The sequence below is a fragment of the Parapedobacter defluvii genome, from assembly GCF_014642075.1.
Classification (GTDB): domain Bacteria; phylum Bacteroidota; class Bacteroidia; order Sphingobacteriales; family Sphingobacteriaceae; genus Parapedobacter; species Parapedobacter defluvii.
In genome coordinates this window covers 56,770-74,999 of record NZ_BMIK01000015.1, presented here as the reverse complement: position 1 = coordinate 74,999, position 18,230 = coordinate 56,770, and the positions used below count along the sequence as shown (strand labels likewise).

The window sequence follows — 18,230 nt, the reverse complement described above, 5'->3', positions numbered from 1 at the left end:
AACGATAAAAATCATAAAGCGCCTTCCTCGAAAACAGGAAGGCGCTTTTAGTTTCAATCCAGTCACGAAAAAATGAGGATACTAAAATTTGGTGGTACATCCATAGGGTCTGTCGATAGTATTCGGTCGGTACTCGAAATCGTTCAGAAGTCCCATGAATACGGGGAAAATCCGGTGGTTGTCCTTTCCGCCATGGGAGGAGTCACTAATTTACTTACACAACTCGCATCGGATGCCGCCGAGGGCAAGAATTTCACCGAGGGGTTGCAGGAAATGGAAGCCCGTCACTTTTCTGTGGTGAAACAGTTGCTTGCGGTGAAATACCAAAATCCGGTATTCACCCGGTTGAAAATCTATCTCAATGAATTGGAAGACCTGTTGCAGGGTATTTTTAACCTGCGCGAGTTGAGCCTGCAGAGTAAAGATTTAATACTGAGTTATGGCGAGCGCTGTTCGGCATTTTTGGTTAGCAAAATCGCCGAACAACATTTCCCCCAAGCGCTGTTCGTAGATGCAATTCAATTCATCCGGACCGATAGCCATTTTGGAAGCGCACATGTCAACCAACCCCTGTCAGAGCAATTGATACAGGCATTTATGGCATCAAATCCAGGTAAGTTATTGTTTGTTACCGGATTCATTGCTGCAAACGAGCAAGGTAGAATCACCACCTTGGGAAGAGGGGGGAGTGATTATACCGCTGCCATTATTGGAGCTGCCATGGGGGCGGAAGCCATCGAGATATGGACCGATGTGGATGGCATGCTTACGGCCGATCCGCGTATCGTCAGAAAGGCATTTTCATTGCCGGTACTTTCGTACACTGAAGCGATGGAACTGTCCTATTTCGGTGCAAAGGTCATTTATCCGCCCACCATGATACCCGCGTTTCTTAAGAAAATTCCCATTGTAATCCGCAATACATTCAATCCCGCTTTTGCGGGTACGATTATCCAACACGATGGCGGCAAAACAACGTTGCCTATCAAGGGAATTTCCTCTATTTCCGATATCAGTGTGATCAATCTGAGTGGAAGCGGTATGGTCGGTAAGGCAGGTTTCAGCGGGCGGCTGTTTACCTTATTGGCGAGAGAACAAATCAATGTAGTCTTAATCACCCAATCCTCTTCAGAGCACAGCATCACCTTTGCTGTGCATCCCGCAGATGCTGTGCGTGCAAAAAGACTGATAGAAAACGAATTCGAATTGGAGTTACAGGCCAACAAATTATTGGAACCCGAAATTGAGAATCATTTATCTGTAATGGCCATCGTAGGGGAAAACATGAAGAAAACCCCCGGTATATCGGGCCGATTGTTTCATGCCTTGGGTAGAAACGGTATCAACGTACGAGCAATTGCACAGGGCTCGTCGGAATACAATATCTCCGTCATCATTGCAAAGCCAGATTTATCCAAAGCGCTGAATGCTGTGCACGATGCGTTTTTTGCCCAACTGAACAAGACCCTGCATGTTTTCAATGTAGGTACTGGAAATATTGGTTCGACCTTGTTCAGGCAGATACAAGACCAATATGGATTTCTTTTGGACCATAACGATATAGAGATAAAAGTAGTCGGCATCAGCAATTCACGCAAGATGTTGTTTAACAGCGAGGGTATCGACTTGGGAAGCTGGAAAGAACACTTACAGCAAGACGGTGAGCAGGCTGACTTAGACGGATTTGTGGACCGGATGAGAGCGATGAACCTTCCGAACTGTGTGTTTATCGACAACACAGCCAGTGAGTATCCCATCATGCATTATGAAGAAATATTCCGGTCCAATATTTCTATCGTTACCTGTAATAAAATAGCCAATTCGGGGCGTTACAGCCAATACAGATTACTTAAAGATACCGCCAGACGGCATGGAGTAGATTTCTTTTACGAAACGAATGTAGGGGCAGGTTTGCCCATTGTGCGCGTGCTCAGGGATTTGATGTTGAGTGGCGACCGCATCATCCGTATCGAGGCCATTCTTTCAGGTACAATTTCTTATATTTTCAATAATTTTAATGGGGATGTGTCCTTTCACGATGTCGTTAAAAATGCCCAGGAACTGGGCTATACTGAACCCGATCCCCGAGATGACCTGAAAGGCACAGATTTTATGCGAAAGATGCTCATCCTGGCAAGAGATGCTGGCTATTCACTTGAGCCGGAGGATGTCCAACTAGGTAGTATATTGCCGGATGCTTGTATCCAGGCGGCTTCCGTGGATGAATTCTACCGGGAACTGAAGGCCGCGGACGATTATTTCAATGATTTGAAATCGGAAGCGGCGCAAGGCAATAAAGTACTCCGTTATATTGGTAAACTGGAAAATGGTCAGGTGTCCATCGCGTTGGAGATGGTTGATCATGCTCATCCGTTTTTTGCCCTTTCGGGCAGCGACAATATCATTTCCTTTACAACCGAGCGTTACAAGGAACGGCCCTTGGTCGTCAAAGGGCCGGGAGCAGGAGCAGAGGTGACAGCAGCCGGTGTTTTTGCTGATTTAGTGAATGTAGGAGCCTAGTGAAGTTATAACAGACGGAGATAGTCATGTCGACAATAGACAAAACAACAGAAAAGACTGAAGTGAGTTCCGCAGAAAGGAACAGCGTCCATGTATTTGCGCCGGCTACGGTAGCGAATATGGTTTGTGGATTTGATGTATTGGGATTTGCCATAGATGAGCCCGGAGATGAAGTATACATGCGCCGGGTTGATCAACCGGGGGTTCGGTTGGTGAACATTACGGGTGACGGGGGAAGATTACCCCGGGAAGCGGAAAAAAACACGGTTAGCGCCTGTGTGCTGAATTTTCTTCAGCATATCGGCAAAACTGACATTGGGCTGGAAATCGAATTACACAAGCATATGCCTATTGGTAGTGGCTTGGGGTCAAGCGCGGCCAGCACTGTAGCAGGATTGTTTGCGGTTAACACACTGTTGGGCAGTCCCCTTTCCAAGAGGGAGTTATTGCCCTTTGCCGTGCAGGGGGAAGCACTGGCGTGTGGACATGGTCATGCGGACAATGTTGCTCCTGCATTATTGGGAGGAGTTACATTAATCCGCGGGTATGATCCGTTGGATGTAGTCGCACTTCCCGCGCCACCCGCTTTGTATGCATCGGTAGTATTCCCGCATGTAGATGTACCGACACGCGATGCGCGGCAGATGATCCGTACAAAAATAGCACTTAAGGATGCCGTCACACAATGGGGTAATATTGCCGGATTGGTAGCAGGTCTTTTTACTGCCGATTACGAACTGATAGGGCGCAGCATGCACGATGTGCTTATCGAGCCCACCCGGGCTATTCTGATTCCCGAATTTTACGAAATGCGACGATTGGCGATGGAATCCGGAGCGCTGAGTTTTGGTATTTCAGGATCAGGCCCCTCGGTATTTGCTTTTACCCAAAGCCGGGATAAAGCTGCTGCAATTACGCGTTTGATCCAGGCGCATTTGGATGAACGAGGTATAGAAAGCAACGGATACGTTTCTGGAATTAACACCGAAGGACCCAAAGAAATAAGAAATTAAAAAGTAACATGCTTTTCTACAGTACAAATAACAAAGATTTACGCGTCCCTTTTCAGGAGGCTGTTTTCAATAGTTTGCCCGCCGATCGGGGTTTATATATGCCTGAAACCATTCCGGTATTAGATGCCTACTTTATTCAGAATCTTCATCGGTATTCTTTGCAGGAAATCGCATATACCGTGGCAAAAGCACTGATCGGCGAAGATATTCCCGAAGCTGATTTGCACCGTATCGTGTATGAAGCTATTGACTTTGATGCGCCGGTACGTCCATTGGATAGTGGATTGGCCGTACTGGAATTATTTCACGGACCATCACTGGCATTCAAGGACTTTGGAGCCCGTTTTATGAGCAGGGTGATGGCTCACTTTTCCGCCGAAGGCAGTCAGGTGTTGGATGTATTGGTTGCCACTTCAGGCGATACGGGCGGAGCAGTAGCACTTGGATTTTTGGGGGTACCCGGTACTCGGGTAACCATTTTATACCCAAAGGGCAAAGTGAGTCCGATACAGGAATTACAGCTGACCACCAACGGACAAAACATCCGAGCCATTGAAATAGACGGAACATTTGACGATTGCCAGGCTTTAGTAAAAGAGGCATTTAATGACCGCGAATTGCAATCAGTGTTTCGTCTTACCTCCGCCAATTCCATCAATATCGCCCGGCTTATTCCACAAACATTCTATTATTTTCATGCATATGCCCAACTGTTGGCGCAGGGCATTAAAGACGTCGTGTTTTCCGTTCCGAGTGGTAACTTCGGTAATATCGGGGCCGGGTTGTTGGCTTTCAAAATGGGATTGCCGGTACAGCATTTTGTGGCGGCTACCAATGCCAATGACACCGTTCCGCGGTTCCTCGAAAGTGGGCTGTATGAACCCCGTCCTTCTGTGCAGACATTGGCCAATGCCATGGATGTGGGCAACCCGAGCAACTGGGTGCGTATTATGGACCTGTTCGGAAACGATTTAGCCGCATTGAAGCAAACCGTTTCTTCCTTTACGTTTACGGATGCAGATACCCGGGAAGCCATACGTACGTTGTATGATCGGTATAGCTACATTGCATGTCCACATACGGCAATTGCTTGGCTCGCTGCCGAAACATATCGTAGGCAGCACAAAGGCAATTTCGCAACGGTATTCTTGTCTACGGCACATCCCTGTAAATTTCCGGAAGTATTCCCTCCTGAAATTGCTGCACAAATTACTGTTCCTGCGCAGGTAAATGTGCTGCAACGTCGTGCTAAAGAAGCGATTGGACTGGATATGGACTATGAAAGGTTCAAAAATTACTTGTTAGGGGCAAGATGATTTACTGCCATTCAAACTTCATCCAAACATCCTCATCGCGGCCAAAAACAAAATATTTCGGATAGAAAATTTCGGCGAGGATTTCGGCTTCATCGGCAATAAGTGCGCTAGGTTGGCGTAGGTAGCCAGGATGATGAACGATGTATATCTGGTTGTTGGCAACCGCTGGAATTTGTGACCACGTAGAAAGTACTTGGGGTAACTCGGTCAGTAATTGGGATATCGGTTTTTCGTTAAAGATAATCAGGACATCGGAACTCGATTCATGAGGTATCATCCTGGTTTGATAGATCCCCCCCGCTATCCGGATCAGGTTAGCGAGATACCCATTTTCCGCAGCGGTTAATGGAAAAACATCTTGGAAAAATGCTACTTTTGGTTTGTTTTCCTCCGCAATAAACTTCAGCTTGTGGGAAATGATATTGATACGTTCTTCAAGATCTTCTACCAGTTGATCGGCCTGCGGTTGTGCATTAAGGATGCCGCCGATGGTGCGGATAGCCCCATAAATTGCTTCAGGTGTGTCCGAATGTATAAAATATTGATATTCGGGGGTTTGTTCGAGCAGCGATAAACATGCTGCATCGAGGCTCAATGCTTCCAGTATGCTGTGTAAAGATAGAAGTGGGCGCTGCATGCAGGCAAAGGTAATCAAGTTACCCCACTATCTCCACAACATTACCTTAAAAATACCCGTATCGGGCAGGGAGATAAACGAAGCATTCAACTGTATGCGTTCTTGAATAACTTCTTTTCCCGCCTGGCCAGCCACCCATAGCAAGATCACGAAGAATGGGATAACCAGTAACAAAAAGGGTGAAAGATTACCGACAAACTTTTTCATTTTCTTATTGTTTTTGTAGTTCTCCGATCGCACCGGTTCCGAATGCACAATACAAAGAAACTTATTCCCTACTTTTGATGAAAAACTTTTAGACCAATCGGCAGATTTTGTAGACCAACCGGATTTGCCGATTCATCTGCCATACGAAGGCATTGGCCGATAGGAGCAAGGAGTTCGTCTATCTGCATCGCTTATATTCATTCGCTACGCTTATATTTGTAACTATGTTAAAAAATAAGGCTGTTCTTGTTCATGCCCTTGTGTGGGTGGTATTGCTCGCCGTATTGTACCTCGTTAATGTGCGCGAACGCCCGATGGACGCATCCATTCTCATTTTGGTATACGGTGCATTGAATATCGCCATTTTTTACGTACATTATTTTTTTATTAATCCACTACTGATCGGCGAAAACAGGTATTGGCGGGCGGTTACTTACATGGTGGTTGTTTTGGCTGTATCCATTTGTGTAAAGTACGTTATTGCATTGTATTATCAAGATGTCATTTTGCAATACCGGGATACAGAGAATAGAGAAAAAATACTTACTCCTCTGCAATATACCGTCGCTGCGCTGATTACCGGATTGTTTTTCATGCTATTAAGTACCGCGGTATATGTCATTTCTTCTAATTTTAAAAGCCGTGAGCATAGGAAAAGCCTGGAAAATGAAAAACTCAATGCAGAACTGGCTTTCCTCAAATCGCAGATCAATCCGCATTTTTTATTTAATTCATTGAATAATATTTATTCACTGGCTTATCAAAAATCAGAAAAAACCCCTGAAGCTATTCTCAAGCTGTCAGAAATCATGCGATACATGCTTTACGAAAGCAACGAAGATACTGTATTACTAGCCGATGAAATCAATTATCTGCACAATTATATTGACCTGCAAAAATTGCGATTCAAGGAAAAAATGTATGTGGATTTTCATGTAGACATCAATGAAACGGATCATCATATTATGCCGTTGTTGCTGATCTCCTTTCTCGAAAATGCATTTAAACACGGCGTATCTACCGATGCAAGCAAGCCCATCCGCATCGATATTAAAGTGCACAACGGCCGGCTGCATTTCAGGGCTGAAAATGCCAAGAATCAGCTTAATAAAGATCAGACACGCGGCGTAGGGCTTACTAACTTAAAGCGCAGGCTTCAACTGGGATATCCGGGTAGGCATACCATCAATATCGTGGAATCCGAAAATTATTACAGTAGTGAACTTTTTTTATATTTATAGTCCCCAAAGAATATGCACATGGTACGATGTATAACCGTAGATGACGAACCGTTGGCACTGGATATTTTGGCAGATTACGTAGCCAAAGTGCCCGAGTTATCGCTTGTAGCGAGTACCACAAATGCCATCGAAGCCCTTACCATGGTTCAGAATGGTGAAGCAGATTTGGTGTTTTTGGATGTGCAGATGCCAGAATTAACGGGTATTCAATTTCTGAAAATCATCAATGGCAAATGTGATGTTATTCTCACCACAGCTTACCCTCAGTATGCGCTGGATGGGTATGAACTCAATGTGGTGGACTACCTGCTGAAACCCATCGCTTTTGACCGTTTTTACCGGTCTGTCCAAAAAGTATTGAACAATAAGGCGCCTAAGGCACCGTTACTTACTGTTACGCAGCAAAGTGATGCGGTCGATTTCATTTTTGTCAAAACCGAGCATAAAATCCAGCGCGTAGATATTGATGATATTTTATACATCGAAGGATTGAAAGATTACATATCCATTTATACAGCTACTGAACGGATCGTTACGCTTCAAAACATGAAGAAGATGGAAGATATCCTACCCGGTAACCGTTTTGTACGCGTCCACCGTTCGTACATTGTGGCGCTTGATAAAATAGCCAGTATCGAGCGGGGTCGCATCTTCATAGAAGACAAAGTGATCCCTGTAGGGGATACATATCGCGACGCATTCTATAAATATATAGGTGATAAGAATGGGTGATTCGAACGGATGAAAAGAAATGCGTTTTTATTCAGTTTTGTCATTTGCATATAACCACAATTTTAGCTAAGTTTGCACCCCCAATCGGGATGTAGCGTAGCCAGGTATCGCGCCAGCATGGGGTGCTGGAGGTCGTGGGTTCGAATCCCGCCATCCCGACATTGCTCACCTTAGCTTTAGCGACGGTGAGCTTTTTGTTTGATGCCCTTCCTTTCTCCTTGATACGCTCTTTAGAAGAAACCCCGACGTAAATTTGATGTTCCCTGTAAGTACAATTAAATCTTATTCTCTGTTCAAAAATCCGTTAAGTAATGAAAAGAGGCTATCATAAATATATAATTCATCACAACCATAGAAGTTTCTATTACGACCCACATACCCTTGATTTGTAAACGCAGAACTAAATTCATCTGAAATTAAAGCTGCCATCATATCGGGTGTCATATGATAGCTGATCCATTCCACTTGATGTGTTGGTAAGAACCTGATGACTGCTATTTTCTTCGATTGGGCATACGATAATGTTCCTTTTTGTAAAGCGGAGGTAGTTGCAAAAATGGCTTTGACATTATCGCCAGCTATTTGTTGAATCTTCGAGTGAAATTCTTCGATATCATTTACTGGAACTTTATGGCTATAGTCTTTGCATTCAATAATAGTTAGCAGGCTGTAATCATCTGCACCGGGAATGAAAGTTTCTATCGAAATATCCGTTACTATATTGTTTTTGTCTATCTCGTGAAAAATATGCCTTCTTTTGAAAAATCTTACTGGTTTTTTGTGGTACAAACAGATTGTCCTTGCCTAACTCCTCTTGAAGATAAGCATATACCATACGCTCAAAATTGTTTCCTCGTTTCGTTGCATTCATACATTCGTTGTATTGTTTTTCAAATCTGAATTTTAATGTTGTTTGCTGATAATCTACTTATTAGATATTAAACTTCAAATTCTGATACAGGCGATAATTAAACAACGCTGTTGCTTGATACCTACTTATCGATCTGTCGTATTTGCCGCCATCTTTCGCATAGATATCCATCTTTCAGTTAACTGGGGAGTATTTTTTCAACAGACTGCCTACATCATTCCTTTTATCTATGAGCGTTTTTGCATAACTAATCGCTTCATCTGTCAGACTATACTTGAGTGGTTTTAAATCTCTGCCTTGTTCTGATACCTTATCAAAAGCATCTTCTATTTTAAACATACTCGCGATGCAAGACATGCTTATCTCTTCGTGTTCTGGGATATTGAAATCACTATCAAGAAAGTAATCAATTGACTCCAAAACCAAGTATGATCTCATTGCTGGAATAGGATGATATGCGGTCTTTACTAAATAGGGCTGATTGCAATGTCCAAAAAGTCTGAAAAAAGTATAAATAGGTAAATACCAAAATTGCAAAGCAGATTTCCAATCGTTGAAGTAAGATTTTAAAAGTGGGTTTACGGGAAACGTTCCAAGTTGGATGTGATGTAAAAAACGGATACATCCGAAAATGGCAAAATCATCTGCCAGCAATTCTATTGTCTGCCGAAAAATCGGGTCATAAGAAGGAACATGATACTCGGGTTGGACCTCAAATAACTTGCAGATTCCTTTATTCGTGTAGTAGTCAATGTGCCCATCTATAATGTGTGCATACTCATGGAATACCATGAATTCTACAATCGATTTAAAAAAAAAGGAAGCAGCAGCCAATCTGGTTTCGTCCTTTGGTGAGGGTCCTCATTAAAATCATCAAGTAATTTTTGAATGTTCTTAATTTGTGCATCATGAATCTTTCGTGCTGTGCTTTCCTTGGAAATGTCGCCGATTTCCGTTAAAATATTGTTGCTCGAGAACATGCGAAAAAGCATGTTGGATAACAAGACTAATACACCTATGTTAATCCCTATAAAATATCTTTCGCCTTTCTTTCCAACACATGCATTAATTGAAAAGTTATTAATGACATCTACATAAATATCAAGACCTACTTCATTATCAGATTTATTTAATTTCTCAATTAATTTGTCTGCAAAAATTAACATTGAATGGAGCTGAGGCTTTTCGACAAGTTTACCCCTATAAATTCCCCCTTCGTTCCCAAAAAAATTGTTGAACTCAATTTCCTGATTACTCATTCGCTGTAAGTTCCTTTTTTAATTTTATCGCTTTCACTATACGATGGCGGCTGTTACCACGATCTGTAGATGCCTGCCTCAGTTTTTTCGGCAACGATGGTTCTCCCAGGGATTGGATTTTGTCCAATGTATTTGTATGCCCTATATATCAATCTTTTCAATAGTTGTTAATTCCCGGCACGTTGTAATGTCTGATAACTCAATGGATTAGACATAATTTATGCTAAAGTAGGAATTATTTTCAATCGTCGTCTATTGTTTTGTACCGGTCTAGAGGCCGGTAAGCAGAAATAGCAGGATATCATTGATGTCGATACTGCCATCTACCTTCCCATCGTGAACTACAGGCAAAGCTGTCAGATCTTTGGCAATCATGAGTTCCGCTACCTCCAATACAATAGTTTGCGATGATACGATAGGCGGATTTTTGTCCATTACCTGATCTACTTGTAACATATCAAACATGCCTAATTCTACGTCATCATGACCGTCGTATTCATATCCGAAACCTAACCGCTTAATTTGCTTGTTACTGATGATGCCGACGACCCTTTTTTCTTGGTCGGTAACGCAAATGTATTTTAAGTTATGCCACATCATTAAGCCATAAGCTAAGCTAATAGGATCTTTGGCATGTACAACTACCTTGTTTTCGAGTATAATTTTAGCAATAGGAGTCCGCTTTCTTTCAGAAAGCGATATTTGGTCCAATTTTTTTTTCATCAGAGGTGAAACTTAGATTTATTTTACAAAAAAAGCGGTTATAACGTTATTTTTGGCTGATGTAATACAACGCAAAATATGATGTTCATCATCTTTCATACCTCACCAAAATACTGTATAGATCCGGAGATTTGAGGTATGACGATGGATTAACTGATGAAATATGGCATACAATATTGAATTGGCGCAATGGGTAAGGGCTTACCTTGGAAACATTCCCGGTATTGCTGTAGAAGAAAAGAAAATGTTTGGCGGACTGGCGTTCCTGGTAAATGATAAAATGTGTATCAACGTAAGCGGCGATAGCCTCATGTGCCGATTCGATCCGGAGCAGGCAAAAACAGTTTCCCAGCGAAGGGGATATCAGCCCATGATCATGAAAGGGAAAAACCTTTCCGGTTACTGTTATGTCGGCCCGGAGGGATTCTCGGATCCGGACGATTTCAGCTACTGGCTGGAATTGTGCCTTGCGTTCAATTATTTGAAATTCCGCCCTTTATAGAACACCTCTTTGGGGGTACGGTCCTCTCCGGCGGCTGAAAGTTTATGCAACCACCCATTCAGGTTAAAGCAGCGGCTTCCGATCACGTGGATGACTTCACCTTCGATCTGCAATTTACCTTCCACCATCAGCAGTCTGGCCTGCAGAATTTCCCTCCGGTATTGCGTAAATACCTTGCCCCATAACACTACGTTGGCAAACCCGGTTTCATCCTCGATGGTTACAAACAATACCCCTTTGGCGGTGCCGGGCCGTTGCCTTACGGTTATCATGCCGCATACTTTCACGTACATGCCATCCTTCATTTCGGATAGCGTACCCGTGGGCGTGACATGCAGCATGTTCAGTTTCTCCCGTACGAAACTAACCGGATGGGCTTTTAAGGATAAAGTGGTCGTGGCATAGTCCTGTACCACATGTTCTCCCGGGGTCATCAAAGGCAGTTCAATCTGGCCTTCGGATATACATGCCGGTTGACCTTCAAACAGCGCCACGGGCCGGTCCTGCAGTGCAGCAACATTCCACAGGGCATGCCTGCGGTCAAATTCCATGGACCGGAACGCATCTGCATCCGCCAGCCGCTCCATGGCGGCGAGTGGCACACCGGCATCCATCAAAGCCGTTATGGATCGGTATCCGTCCTTGCGGGCCTCCGCCAATCGTTGCATATCTTCTTCCGTCAGTCCTTTCACCTGTCGGAATCCAAGCCGCAGAGCGTGATGCTCTTTGCCAAATTCACCTTCCAATGTATGGTCCCAATACGAATGGTTCACATCTACCGGCAACACCGTGATCCCATGCCGGCGGGCATCGATTACGATCTGCGCAGGCTGGTAAAACCCCATGGGCTGGCTGTTGAGCAATGCGGCAGCGAAGACGTCGGGGTATTTGCATTTCAGCCAGGAAGAAATATACACCAGCAGGGCAAAAGAAGCCGCATGGCTTTCCGGGAAGCCGTAACTACCGAATCCTTTGAGCTGGTTGAATACCCGGTTAGCAAATTCCTCGGTATACCCCTTTTTGACCATGCCATTCACCATCTTCTGCTGGAAACGGGCCACTTCTCCTTTGGCCTTGAAGGTAGCCATGCTACGGCGTAGTTCGTCGGCATCGGCAGCCGTGAAATCGGCCGCCACCATGGCGATTTCCATCGCCTGCTCCTGGAATAAAGGAACGCCCAGCGTCCGATCCAGTATTCCTTTAATCTCCTCAGAGGGATAATCTATCACCTCCTCTTTATTGCGGCGGCGTAGGTAAGGGTGCACCATGTCGCCCTGTATGGGCCCGGGCCGCACAATCGCCACCTCGATGACCAGATCGTAGAACTTTTTAGGCCGCAACCGGGGCAGCATAGACATCTGTGCGCGGCTCTCGATCTGGAACACCCCCAGCGTGTCGGCATGGCTGATCATTTCGTACACCTCACGGTCTTCCTGCGGTACATTTGACAGGGTCAGTTCGCGGCCATAATGTTGCCTCATCAGGTCGAACGCTTTATGGATGCAGGTCAGCATTCCCAGCCCCAGCACATCCACTTTGAGGAATCCCAGGGCTTCAAGGTCGTCTTTGTTCCATTCGAGGCAGGTACGGTCTTCCATGCGGGCATTAAGGATAGGACACAGTTCATCCAGCCTGCCCTGCGTAATGACAAAACCACCCGTATGTTGCCCCAGTTGGCGGGGAAAACCGATGTACTGATCAATCAGTTCCAATACTTTCCTCAGGTGCGGATCGTTCAGATTGAACCCCTGTTCAGCCAATCGTTCCTCCTCGATGTGGTCGTCCCAATGGCTGCCGATCACGCCGGACAGCCGTCCCACCGCATCCAGTGATAATCCCATGGCCTTACCTACATCCCGGATGGCTCCCTTGGCATGTACCTGTGTTACAGTAGCCACAATGGCCGCTCGGTCGCGGGTATATTTTTTATAGATATACTGGATCACTTCTTCGCGCCGCTCGTGCTCGAAGTCCACGTCAATATCCGGCGGTTCATCGCGGGCGTCAGACATGAAACGTGCAAACAACAGCTTGACCTCTATGGGGTCTACAGAGGTGATGCCGAGGCAGTAGCATACTACCGAATTAGCGGCCGAACCACGTCCCTGGCAGAGGATGTCCTGTTCACGTGCATAACGCACGTAATCATATACGGTCAGGAAATAAGAGGCATAGTTTTTCTTCTCAATGAACGCCAGTTCCTGTTCGATGGTTTGCTGGATATTGTCGGGAATACCTTCCTTGAATTTTTCCCGAGCACCTTTCCACGTCAGGTAAACCAGTTCTTCCTGCGGCGTCCGTCCTTCCGAAGTCAGCTCTTCGGGATAGACGTATTTCAATTCATCCAGTGAAAACTGGCATGCATCGGCAAGGGCTTCTGCATTGCGGAGTGCATCGGGATACTGCCGGAACAGGCGTTTTACCTCATCCAGCGGTTTGAGGTACCGCTCGGCATTGGAATGGAGCCGGAAACCGGCGGTATGGATGGTGCATTTTTCCCGGATACAGGTGAGCACATCCTGCAGTTCACGGCGGTGGGGTTCGTGGTAATACACATCGCCGAGGGCTACCATGGGCATGTCCAACTGTTTGCACAATTGGTGCAGCCGGAAGAATATTTTGGCATCGTTTCCCAGGTACGTGCGGGTTGCACCCAGGCACACATTTTCACCCAAAACGTCCCGGTATTCGGCCACGTGTTTGCTATAGCGCTCATCCAGTTCAAAGGTGGCTGTAAGCCGATCGGGTGGTACGACGATAAACTTCATGCCTTTGCCATACGTATATACGTCCGCTTTGTCCAAATGGCACTCGCCTTTCTCTGCACGGCGGTTGCCTACGGTCAGTAAACGGGAAAGGCGTCCATAAGCCTCCCGGTCTGTCGGGTAGGCCAGCAAACTCGGGCCATCCCTCAGGTCGAGTCGGCATGCGGGGATGAGGCGTATGCCGCACTTCTTTGCAGCGGTATGCCCGCGCACGATCCCTGCGAAACTGTTACGGTCGGTAATGGCAATGGCCTGATATCCCAATGCCGCCGCCTGAGCGACCAGTTCCCCCGGATGGGATGCCCCACGGAGGAAGCTGAAATTGGAGGTGGCTTGCAGTTCTACAGGATTCATGATTCCTTACGCAAAAAAGCCATGCAAAAACCATTGTTGCGGCTGGCCATCCGCATAGTGCCCCGAGCGGAACAACCAATAGCGGCGTCCATCCTCGTCTTCCACCTGATAGTAGTCCCGGCGCTCTTCCTTATCCATCCACCATTCACGCTCGATGCGTTCCGGTCCGTCTGCTTTCCGGATGGGATGTAGCTCTCCTTTATAACGGAATAACATAGGCGGATAATCCGGCACGGGTGCCGACACCTCGATGGGCTCGGGTTTGGCCAGCAGTCGTGTAGGTCGCGGTTGGTCCGTACGCCAGGTAGTAACGGGCTTTTCACCGATGGATACAGCGAGCCTATAAGAACGTTCCGGCCAATGGTGTTCATCGGGCAGATAGCGGCTTACCTTGTGGATACCGGTTTTTCCGGCCAGTTTGTCGAGTAATTCAGCCAACGCTGCATCTTCCGGTCCGGGCATACCGCCCCACAGGGCGTGCTGCACAGGGTCGGCATCTTCAATCTTGGAAGCTTCCATAAGGAAGAGTTCAATACCCAGGGCCGGTTCAATCTGGGGAATTTTCAGTGCAAATAGCTTGAATATATGAGCGGCGTGAGCCGTGGGGCTGCTGGTACGGATGGCCACCTGCACCATTTTTCCGTCCACACGATAGCAACGGAGGACAGCCTGTCGCAATCCCTTTCCCTCGCCGGCTAACCGTTTGCAGAGCACTTCCAGCAAGCGCTGTATAGCGATTTCAATGCCCGTAGCGGTCCGGATGGGATCCAGGCAGGGCAGCCTTTCCGTGTAGGGTGGGATAGGGCGCAGCGGCTGAATGTATTCATCCGCCTGGCCAAGCGCCTGTTCCAGCTTTTCTACCAATTCAGGGCCGAAGCGCCTGCGCAGGGCCGTACGTGGCATGCTCATAAAGCTGCCAATGGTATGCAACCCCAGTTTGCGTAACCGTTGTACCGCGTCGGATTCCAGCCGGAGTGCAGCAGGGGGCAGGGGAGACAGGGCATTACGTTCCGCACCGCTATCAATGATAAGCTCTGCCTTTCCATAATGTGCTACGGCCCGGGCAGTTCCAATGGTGCCGGCAATGGCCATCCGCACGTCGTAACCCTTGTCGCGCAGCCGGGTTACGATTTCTTTCAGGTAGGGCCGCTCACCTCCCCATAGGTGCGTGCACCCAGTGGTGTCAAGAATCAGTCCGTCGGGAGCTACGGCCACGGCCGGTGTATAGCGGATGCACCATAATCCCAGTGCTTCCAGCAGTTTTTCTGTGAGGCCCGGTGGATGATCAATTACCTGTAGGTCGGGTACAGCGGCCTTGGCATCGGCTACCACCATACCTGCATGGATTCCCTGGGTTTCTGCTAAGGCATTAGCCGCAGTGATAACCATACGGCCATGCACCGGTTCTGCCAGCACAAAGGACATATTCCGTAAGGCGGGTCGGCGAAGAGCCAGCCAATCTGCCGTCAGGTGCCTGAACCAGATGGAAGCAAACCGTTTCTCCATTTATTATCCTATTTTCCGGTTCCGCATGGGTAGTTCCAAAAGTTTCGCAGGTTTGGAGACAGGGATAAACTGCCCTGCCGACCATTTCAGTTCCCAATATCCCGGATTTCCGTTGCGCACTTTCAGCAGTTCTACCCCCCACTTGGGCAGCCCCACTCCCGGCATTCCTGCGTCGGATTCGCTGGGCAAAGGGGTGATCTGCCACCGGGCAGCACAGGCGGTATTACCCACCCGTAGCGGGTTGCTGCGGAACACAAACCCCGTTACCCTGCTTTTTTCCACGGCGAGTTGGAGCCGGAGCGATTGGTTGAAATCTATTTCATGAAGTTCCGCCACGGCCGCGATGAGCCTGTCGCATTTAAGGGCTTCTTCCAGCGCCCATAAGATGTCTTTTTCCCGACGAGCCTCAATAAAAATAATCCGGTCGGGCTCCACGCCGAAATGCTTAATCGCAGGGGGAAATAGCCGGTTGGAGGTACTGATCCATAGACATACGCCGCCCTTTCGCATCAGCGCGGCCAATATTCCCCCAATGAAACCGCTCGTGGCAGCGGCCTGTTCGGGGGTAGTCCCTATGAATTCATGAATGCTTCCTATCGGAAAAACGGCGTTGGGGAAAGCCCTCTCCACGGATCCCAAGCCGATGCTTTCAGAGGAGTTTTCCGGCGATTTGAATCCCTGCCAACGCAATAAGTGTTTTTGCAGCTGGCCGATTAGCTTACGTTTATCTTCCGTTAATACCGCCATGTTATTCCAAATTGGGACAACAAATATAGGCTAATTTTTTTAGTATTTTATATGAAATGTATTTTTATAAGGCAGGAGTACTTAGGGAAAAAGAAAAGCAGAACGTATTAAAATTTAATCCAGGATTAATAATAGCCGCTTTACCTTTGAAAGGAAAACGGATGAACAATGGACGGTATGTTATTGCATAGGTTGCGGGCCGGAGAAATTGGAGCATTCACCGAGTTATACAACCGGTATTGGGAAGCATTGTATCGGTCTTCGCTGAAACGCATCGCCAATGCGGATGATGCCAAGGATCTGATCCAGGATCTTTTCGTCACGATCTGGACAAGGAAAGATCAATTGCCCCAAGCCATCGATTGGGAAGATTACCTGTATGCGGCGCTCCGGTATAAGGTGATCAATTATATCCAGGCAGATGAAGTGCGCATCCGGTATGCGAATGCGAAACTTGCCGAAAGCGATGCGCTGCATCCGCAAGCCGATAGCATCGTTGCCCTCGGTGAACTTGAGCACCTCATTGATCGGGCGATGGATCGCATGCCTCAGCGGATCCGGGAGGTTTTCAGGCTCAGCTATGCCGAGGGATGCTCACCTCAGGAAATCGCTCAGCGGCTGTCCTTGTCGCTGCAGACGGTCAAAAACTACCTCGCTGATGCAAAGGCGATCGTCCGGCGGTTCCTGCATGACTATCCTGCTGCTGTGCCCCTGCTTCTTCTCGGTCTGGCTGGTTTCGAACGCTTTTTTTAACCGAAGCTTAACATAAATTATACGTACAAAATCCCGCTTTGCCTGATATACCAGTAAACAGGCATCGAAAGTGGATAGTAAGAAACAACGGGAAATTTTCAGGAGATACCTACGGGGTACGGCTTCGCCGGATGAAAAGGTATGGGTGGAAGCATGGTATGCAGCATTTGATGACCTTCCGGACAAGGACGTTGCTCCAGGGGCTGTCGATGAAGCGAAAACGCACATCACGCATGCGGTTTTCCACAGGTTGCACAAGCGGCCACGGACTTACCGCCTGATGCGGTGGGCGGTTGCGGCCTGTTTGTTCGCCGGCATCGGAATAGGTGGGTATCTTTTTGTTTTTCAACGACCGGGCCAAACGGCATATGTCGCTGTATCCACAGGAGCAGCTGAACAGCGCGTACTTTTCCTGCCTGACAGCACCCAGCTTTGGCTTAATGCAGGCACCGAAATCCGCTATCTGCCGCAAACCTATGCAAAAAAACGACGTGAAATCTGGCTAAAAAAGGGAGAAGTGTTTTTGGAAGCAGCACCCAATGAGCGGGCGCCATTGCTCGTGTATTGGGAGGAGCTGCAAGTAAAAGTATTGGGTACCGCATTCAATGTCCATGCACAGCAGGACAATACCCTCGAAGTAGGTGTGCGCCAGGGAAAAGTAGCTGTCCATCGTGGAGAACAGTCATTGGGTGTACTGACCAAAGGAATGCAACTGCGGTATGACCGAGCGAAGGATATTGCCTATAAATACCATCATGCGACGGATCGTATAGCCATCTGGCAGATGGATAAGCTTGCCTTGGAAAATGCGAGTTTCACCGAACTGAAGAATGCCTTGCATGAATTTTATGGAGTAAAAATCACCGCCGGAAGCCCACATGTTACCCGGCTCCGGTTTACGATGGAAGTGGAACGCAGAGCGACTGCAGCACAGACCCTTGAGGTGGTGTGTGCCATTCATAACCTGAAATTGAGAAAGGAGGTAGACGGAACGATAACCTTATACGAATAAACAGCTCGTCATCAAAAGCAGAAGCCATTATCATGAACGGTGATAACGGCTTCTAAAAAATAAAATAGTAAT

17 protein-coding genes and 1 tRNA gene are annotated in these 18,230 nt (G+C 47.0%); 9 read left to right on the top strand and 9 right to left on the bottom strand.

Going from position 1 to position 18,230, the window contains the following annotated elements:
• The first annotated feature begins 72 nt into the window (after positions 1-72).
• The 3 genes from thrA to thrC are packed head-to-tail and all read left to right on the top strand — an operon-like array spanning position 73 to position 4,849.
• Positions 73-2,520 (top strand): bifunctional aspartate kinase/homoserine dehydrogenase I, encoded by a 2,448-nt coding sequence (gene thrA / locus IEX60_RS18120; protein WP_188752823.1) that lies wholly within the window; start codon positions 73-75, stop codon positions 2,518-2,520.
• A gap of 26 nt (positions 2,521-2,546) precedes the next feature.
• Positions 2,547-3,533 (top strand): homoserine kinase, encoded by a 987-nt coding sequence (locus tag IEX60_RS18115; protein WP_188752822.1) that lies wholly within the window; start codon positions 2,547-2,549, stop codon positions 3,531-3,533.
• An 8-nt stretch (positions 3,534-3,541) separates the two neighbouring features.
• Positions 3,542-4,849: a threonine synthase gene (gene thrC / locus IEX60_RS18110; protein ID WP_188752821.1), complete on the top strand. Its 1,308-nt coding sequence runs from the start codon at positions 3,542-3,544 to the stop codon at positions 4,847-4,849.
• Position 4,850: 1 nt separating this feature from the next.
• On the opposite strand, the gene IEX60_RS18105 is transcribed toward thrC, so the two are convergent.
• Both IEX60_RS18105 and IEX60_RS18100 read right to left on the bottom strand, forming a co-directional pair.
• Positions 4,851-5,486 (bottom strand): ABC transporter substrate-binding protein, encoded by a 636-nt coding sequence (locus tag IEX60_RS18105; RefSeq protein ID WP_188752820.1) that lies wholly within the window; start codon positions 5,484-5,486, stop codon positions 4,851-4,853.
• A 27-nt stretch (positions 5,487-5,513) separates the two neighbouring features.
• On the bottom strand, positions 5,514-5,693 hold the full coding sequence (locus IEX60_RS18100; RefSeq protein ID WP_188752819.1) for a hypothetical protein: 180 nt from the start codon (positions 5,691-5,693) through the stop codon (positions 5,514-5,516).
• A gap of 224 nt (positions 5,694-5,917) precedes the next feature.
• On the opposite strand from IEX60_RS18100, the gene IEX60_RS18095 reads away from it, so the two are divergent.
• The 3 genes from IEX60_RS18095 to IEX60_RS18085 all read left to right on the top strand — a co-directional run bounded on the left by IEX60_RS18095 (position 5,918) and on the right by IEX60_RS18085 (position 7,825).
• Complete coding sequence (locus IEX60_RS18095; RefSeq protein ID WP_188752818.1) at positions 5,918-6,934, top strand: sensor histidine kinase; 1,017 nt, start codon at positions 5,918-5,920, stop codon at positions 6,932-6,934.
• Positions 6,935-6,952: 18 nt separating this feature from the next.
• Complete coding sequence (locus tag IEX60_RS18090; RefSeq protein WP_188752817.1) at positions 6,953-7,666, top strand: LytR/AlgR family response regulator transcription factor; 714 nt, start codon at positions 6,953-6,955, stop codon at positions 7,664-7,666.
• An 85-nt stretch (positions 7,667-7,751) separates the two neighbouring features.
• Positions 7,752-7,825: transfer RNA gene (locus tag IEX60_RS18085), tRNA-Pro, on the top strand.
• A 123-nt stretch (positions 7,826-7,948) separates the two neighbouring features.
• On the opposite strand, the gene IEX60_RS18080 is transcribed toward IEX60_RS18085, so the two are convergent.
• The 4 genes from IEX60_RS18080 to IEX60_RS18065 form a co-directional block, all read right to left on the bottom strand.
• Positions 7,949-8,455 carry a restriction endonuclease gene (locus tag IEX60_RS18080; RefSeq protein ID WP_188752816.1) on the bottom strand — a complete coding sequence of 169 codons (507 nt, stop codon included), beginning with the start codon at positions 8,453-8,455 and terminating at the stop codon, positions 7,949-7,951.
• 256 nt (positions 8,456-8,711) lie between these two features.
• Positions 8,712-9,329, bottom strand: coding sequence for a hypothetical protein (locus tag IEX60_RS18075; protein WP_188752815.1), 618 nt, complete (start codon positions 9,327-9,329; stop codon positions 8,712-8,714).
• Between the two features lie 5 nt (positions 9,330-9,334).
• Positions 9,335-9,796, bottom strand: coding sequence for a hypothetical protein (locus IEX60_RS18070; protein ID WP_188752814.1), 462 nt, complete (start codon positions 9,794-9,796; stop codon positions 9,335-9,337).
• 270 nt (positions 9,797-10,066) lie between these two features.
• Positions 10,067-10,519, bottom strand: coding sequence for a CBS domain-containing protein (locus tag IEX60_RS18065; protein WP_188752813.1), 453 nt, complete (start codon positions 10,517-10,519; stop codon positions 10,067-10,069).
• Between the two features lie 163 nt (positions 10,520-10,682).
• On the opposite strand from IEX60_RS18065, the gene IEX60_RS18060 reads away from it, so the two are divergent.
• Positions 10,683-11,021 (top strand): TfoX/Sxy family protein, encoded by a 339-nt coding sequence (locus tag IEX60_RS18060; protein ID WP_188752812.1) that lies wholly within the window; start codon positions 10,683-10,685, stop codon positions 11,019-11,021.
• Here IEX60_RS18060 and IEX60_RS18055 read toward each other — a convergent pair.
• Genes IEX60_RS18055 through IEX60_RS18045 form a run of 3 tightly spaced genes read right to left on the bottom strand, consistent with a single transcriptional unit; the run spans position 10,997 to position 16,393 of the window.
• Positions 10,997-14,140, bottom strand: coding sequence for an error-prone DNA polymerase (locus IEX60_RS18055; protein WP_188752811.1), 3,144 nt, complete (start codon positions 14,138-14,140; stop codon positions 10,997-10,999). The genes IEX60_RS18060 and IEX60_RS18055 overlap by 25 nt on opposite strands.
• Before the next feature lie 6 nt (positions 14,141-14,146).
• The gene (locus IEX60_RS18050) at positions 14,147-15,646 is read right to left on the bottom strand and encodes a Y-family DNA polymerase (RefSeq protein WP_188752810.1); all 1,500 of its coding nucleotides are present in this window, start codon (positions 15,644-15,646) and stop codon (positions 14,147-14,149) included.
• A gap of 3 nt (positions 15,647-15,649) precedes the next feature.
• Positions 15,650-16,393 (bottom strand): ImuA family protein, encoded by a 744-nt coding sequence (locus tag IEX60_RS18045; protein WP_188752809.1) that lies wholly within the window; start codon positions 16,391-16,393, stop codon positions 15,650-15,652.
• Positions 16,394-16,561: 168 nt separating this feature from the next.
• Here IEX60_RS18045 and IEX60_RS18040 point away from each other — a divergent pair, with 168 nt between their 5' ends.
• Positions 16,562-17,146: an RNA polymerase sigma factor gene (locus tag IEX60_RS18040; protein ID WP_188752808.1), complete on the top strand. Its 585-nt coding sequence runs from the start codon at positions 16,562-16,564 to the stop codon at positions 17,144-17,146.
• Between the two features lie 70 nt (positions 17,147-17,216).
• Positions 17,217-18,158: a FecR family protein gene (locus tag IEX60_RS18035; RefSeq protein ID WP_188752807.1), complete on the top strand. Its 942-nt coding sequence runs from the start codon at positions 17,217-17,219 to the stop codon at positions 18,156-18,158.
• Positions 18,159-18,230 lie beyond the last annotated feature (72 nt).

Bases quoted from the DNA above. Each gene is read 5' to 3' on its own strand.
- thrA (WP_188752823.1), top strand. From the start codon at position 73: ATGAGGATACTAAAATTTGGTGGTACATCCATAGGGTCTGTCGATAGT.
- IEX60_RS18060 (WP_188752812.1), top strand. From the start codon at position 10,683: ATGGCATACAATATTGAATTGGCGCAATGGGTAAGGGCTTACCTTGGA.
- IEX60_RS18055 (WP_188752811.1), bottom strand. From the start codon at position 14,140: ATGAATCCTGTAGAACTGCAAGCCACCTCCAATTTCAGCTTCCTCCGT.
- IEX60_RS18075 (WP_188752815.1), bottom strand. From the start codon at position 9,329: ATGGTATTCCATGAGTATGCACACATTATAGATGGGCACATTGACTAC.
- IEX60_RS18095 (WP_188752818.1), top strand. From the start codon at position 5,918: ATGTTAAAAAATAAGGCTGTTCTTGTTCATGCCCTTGTGTGGGTGGTA.
- IEX60_RS18090 (WP_188752817.1), top strand. From the start codon at position 6,953: ATGGTACGATGTATAACCGTAGATGACGAACCGTTGGCACTGGATATT.
- IEX60_RS18040 (WP_188752808.1), top strand. From the start codon at position 16,562: ATGGACGGTATGTTATTGCATAGGTTGCGGGCCGGAGAAATTGGAGCA.
- IEX60_RS18100 (WP_188752819.1), bottom strand. From the start codon at position 5,693: ATGAAAAAGTTTGTCGGTAATCTTTCACCCTTTTTGTTACTGGTTATC.
- IEX60_RS18050 (WP_188752810.1), bottom strand. From the start codon at position 15,646: ATGGAGAAACGGTTTGCTTCCATCTGGTTCAGGCACCTGACGGCAGAT.
- IEX60_RS18105 (WP_188752820.1), bottom strand. From the start codon at position 5,486: ATGCAGCGCCCACTTCTATCTTTACACAGCATACTGGAAGCATTGAGC.
- IEX60_RS18070 (WP_188752814.1), bottom strand. From the start codon at position 9,796: ATGAGTAATCAGGAAATTGAGTTCAACAATTTTTTTGGGAACGAAGGG.
- IEX60_RS18045 (WP_188752809.1), bottom strand. From the start codon at position 16,393: ATGGCGGTATTAACGGAAGATAAACGTAAGCTAATCGGCCAGCTGCAA.
- thrC (WP_188752821.1), top strand. From the start codon at position 3,542: ATGCTTTTCTACAGTACAAATAACAAAGATTTACGCGTCCCTTTTCAG.
- IEX60_RS18065 (WP_188752813.1), bottom strand. From the start codon at position 10,519: ATGAAAAAAAAATTGGACCAAATATCGCTTTCTGAAAGAAAGCGGACT.
- IEX60_RS18115 (WP_188752822.1), top strand. From the start codon at position 2,547: ATGTCGACAATAGACAAAACAACAGAAAAGACTGAAGTGAGTTCCGCA.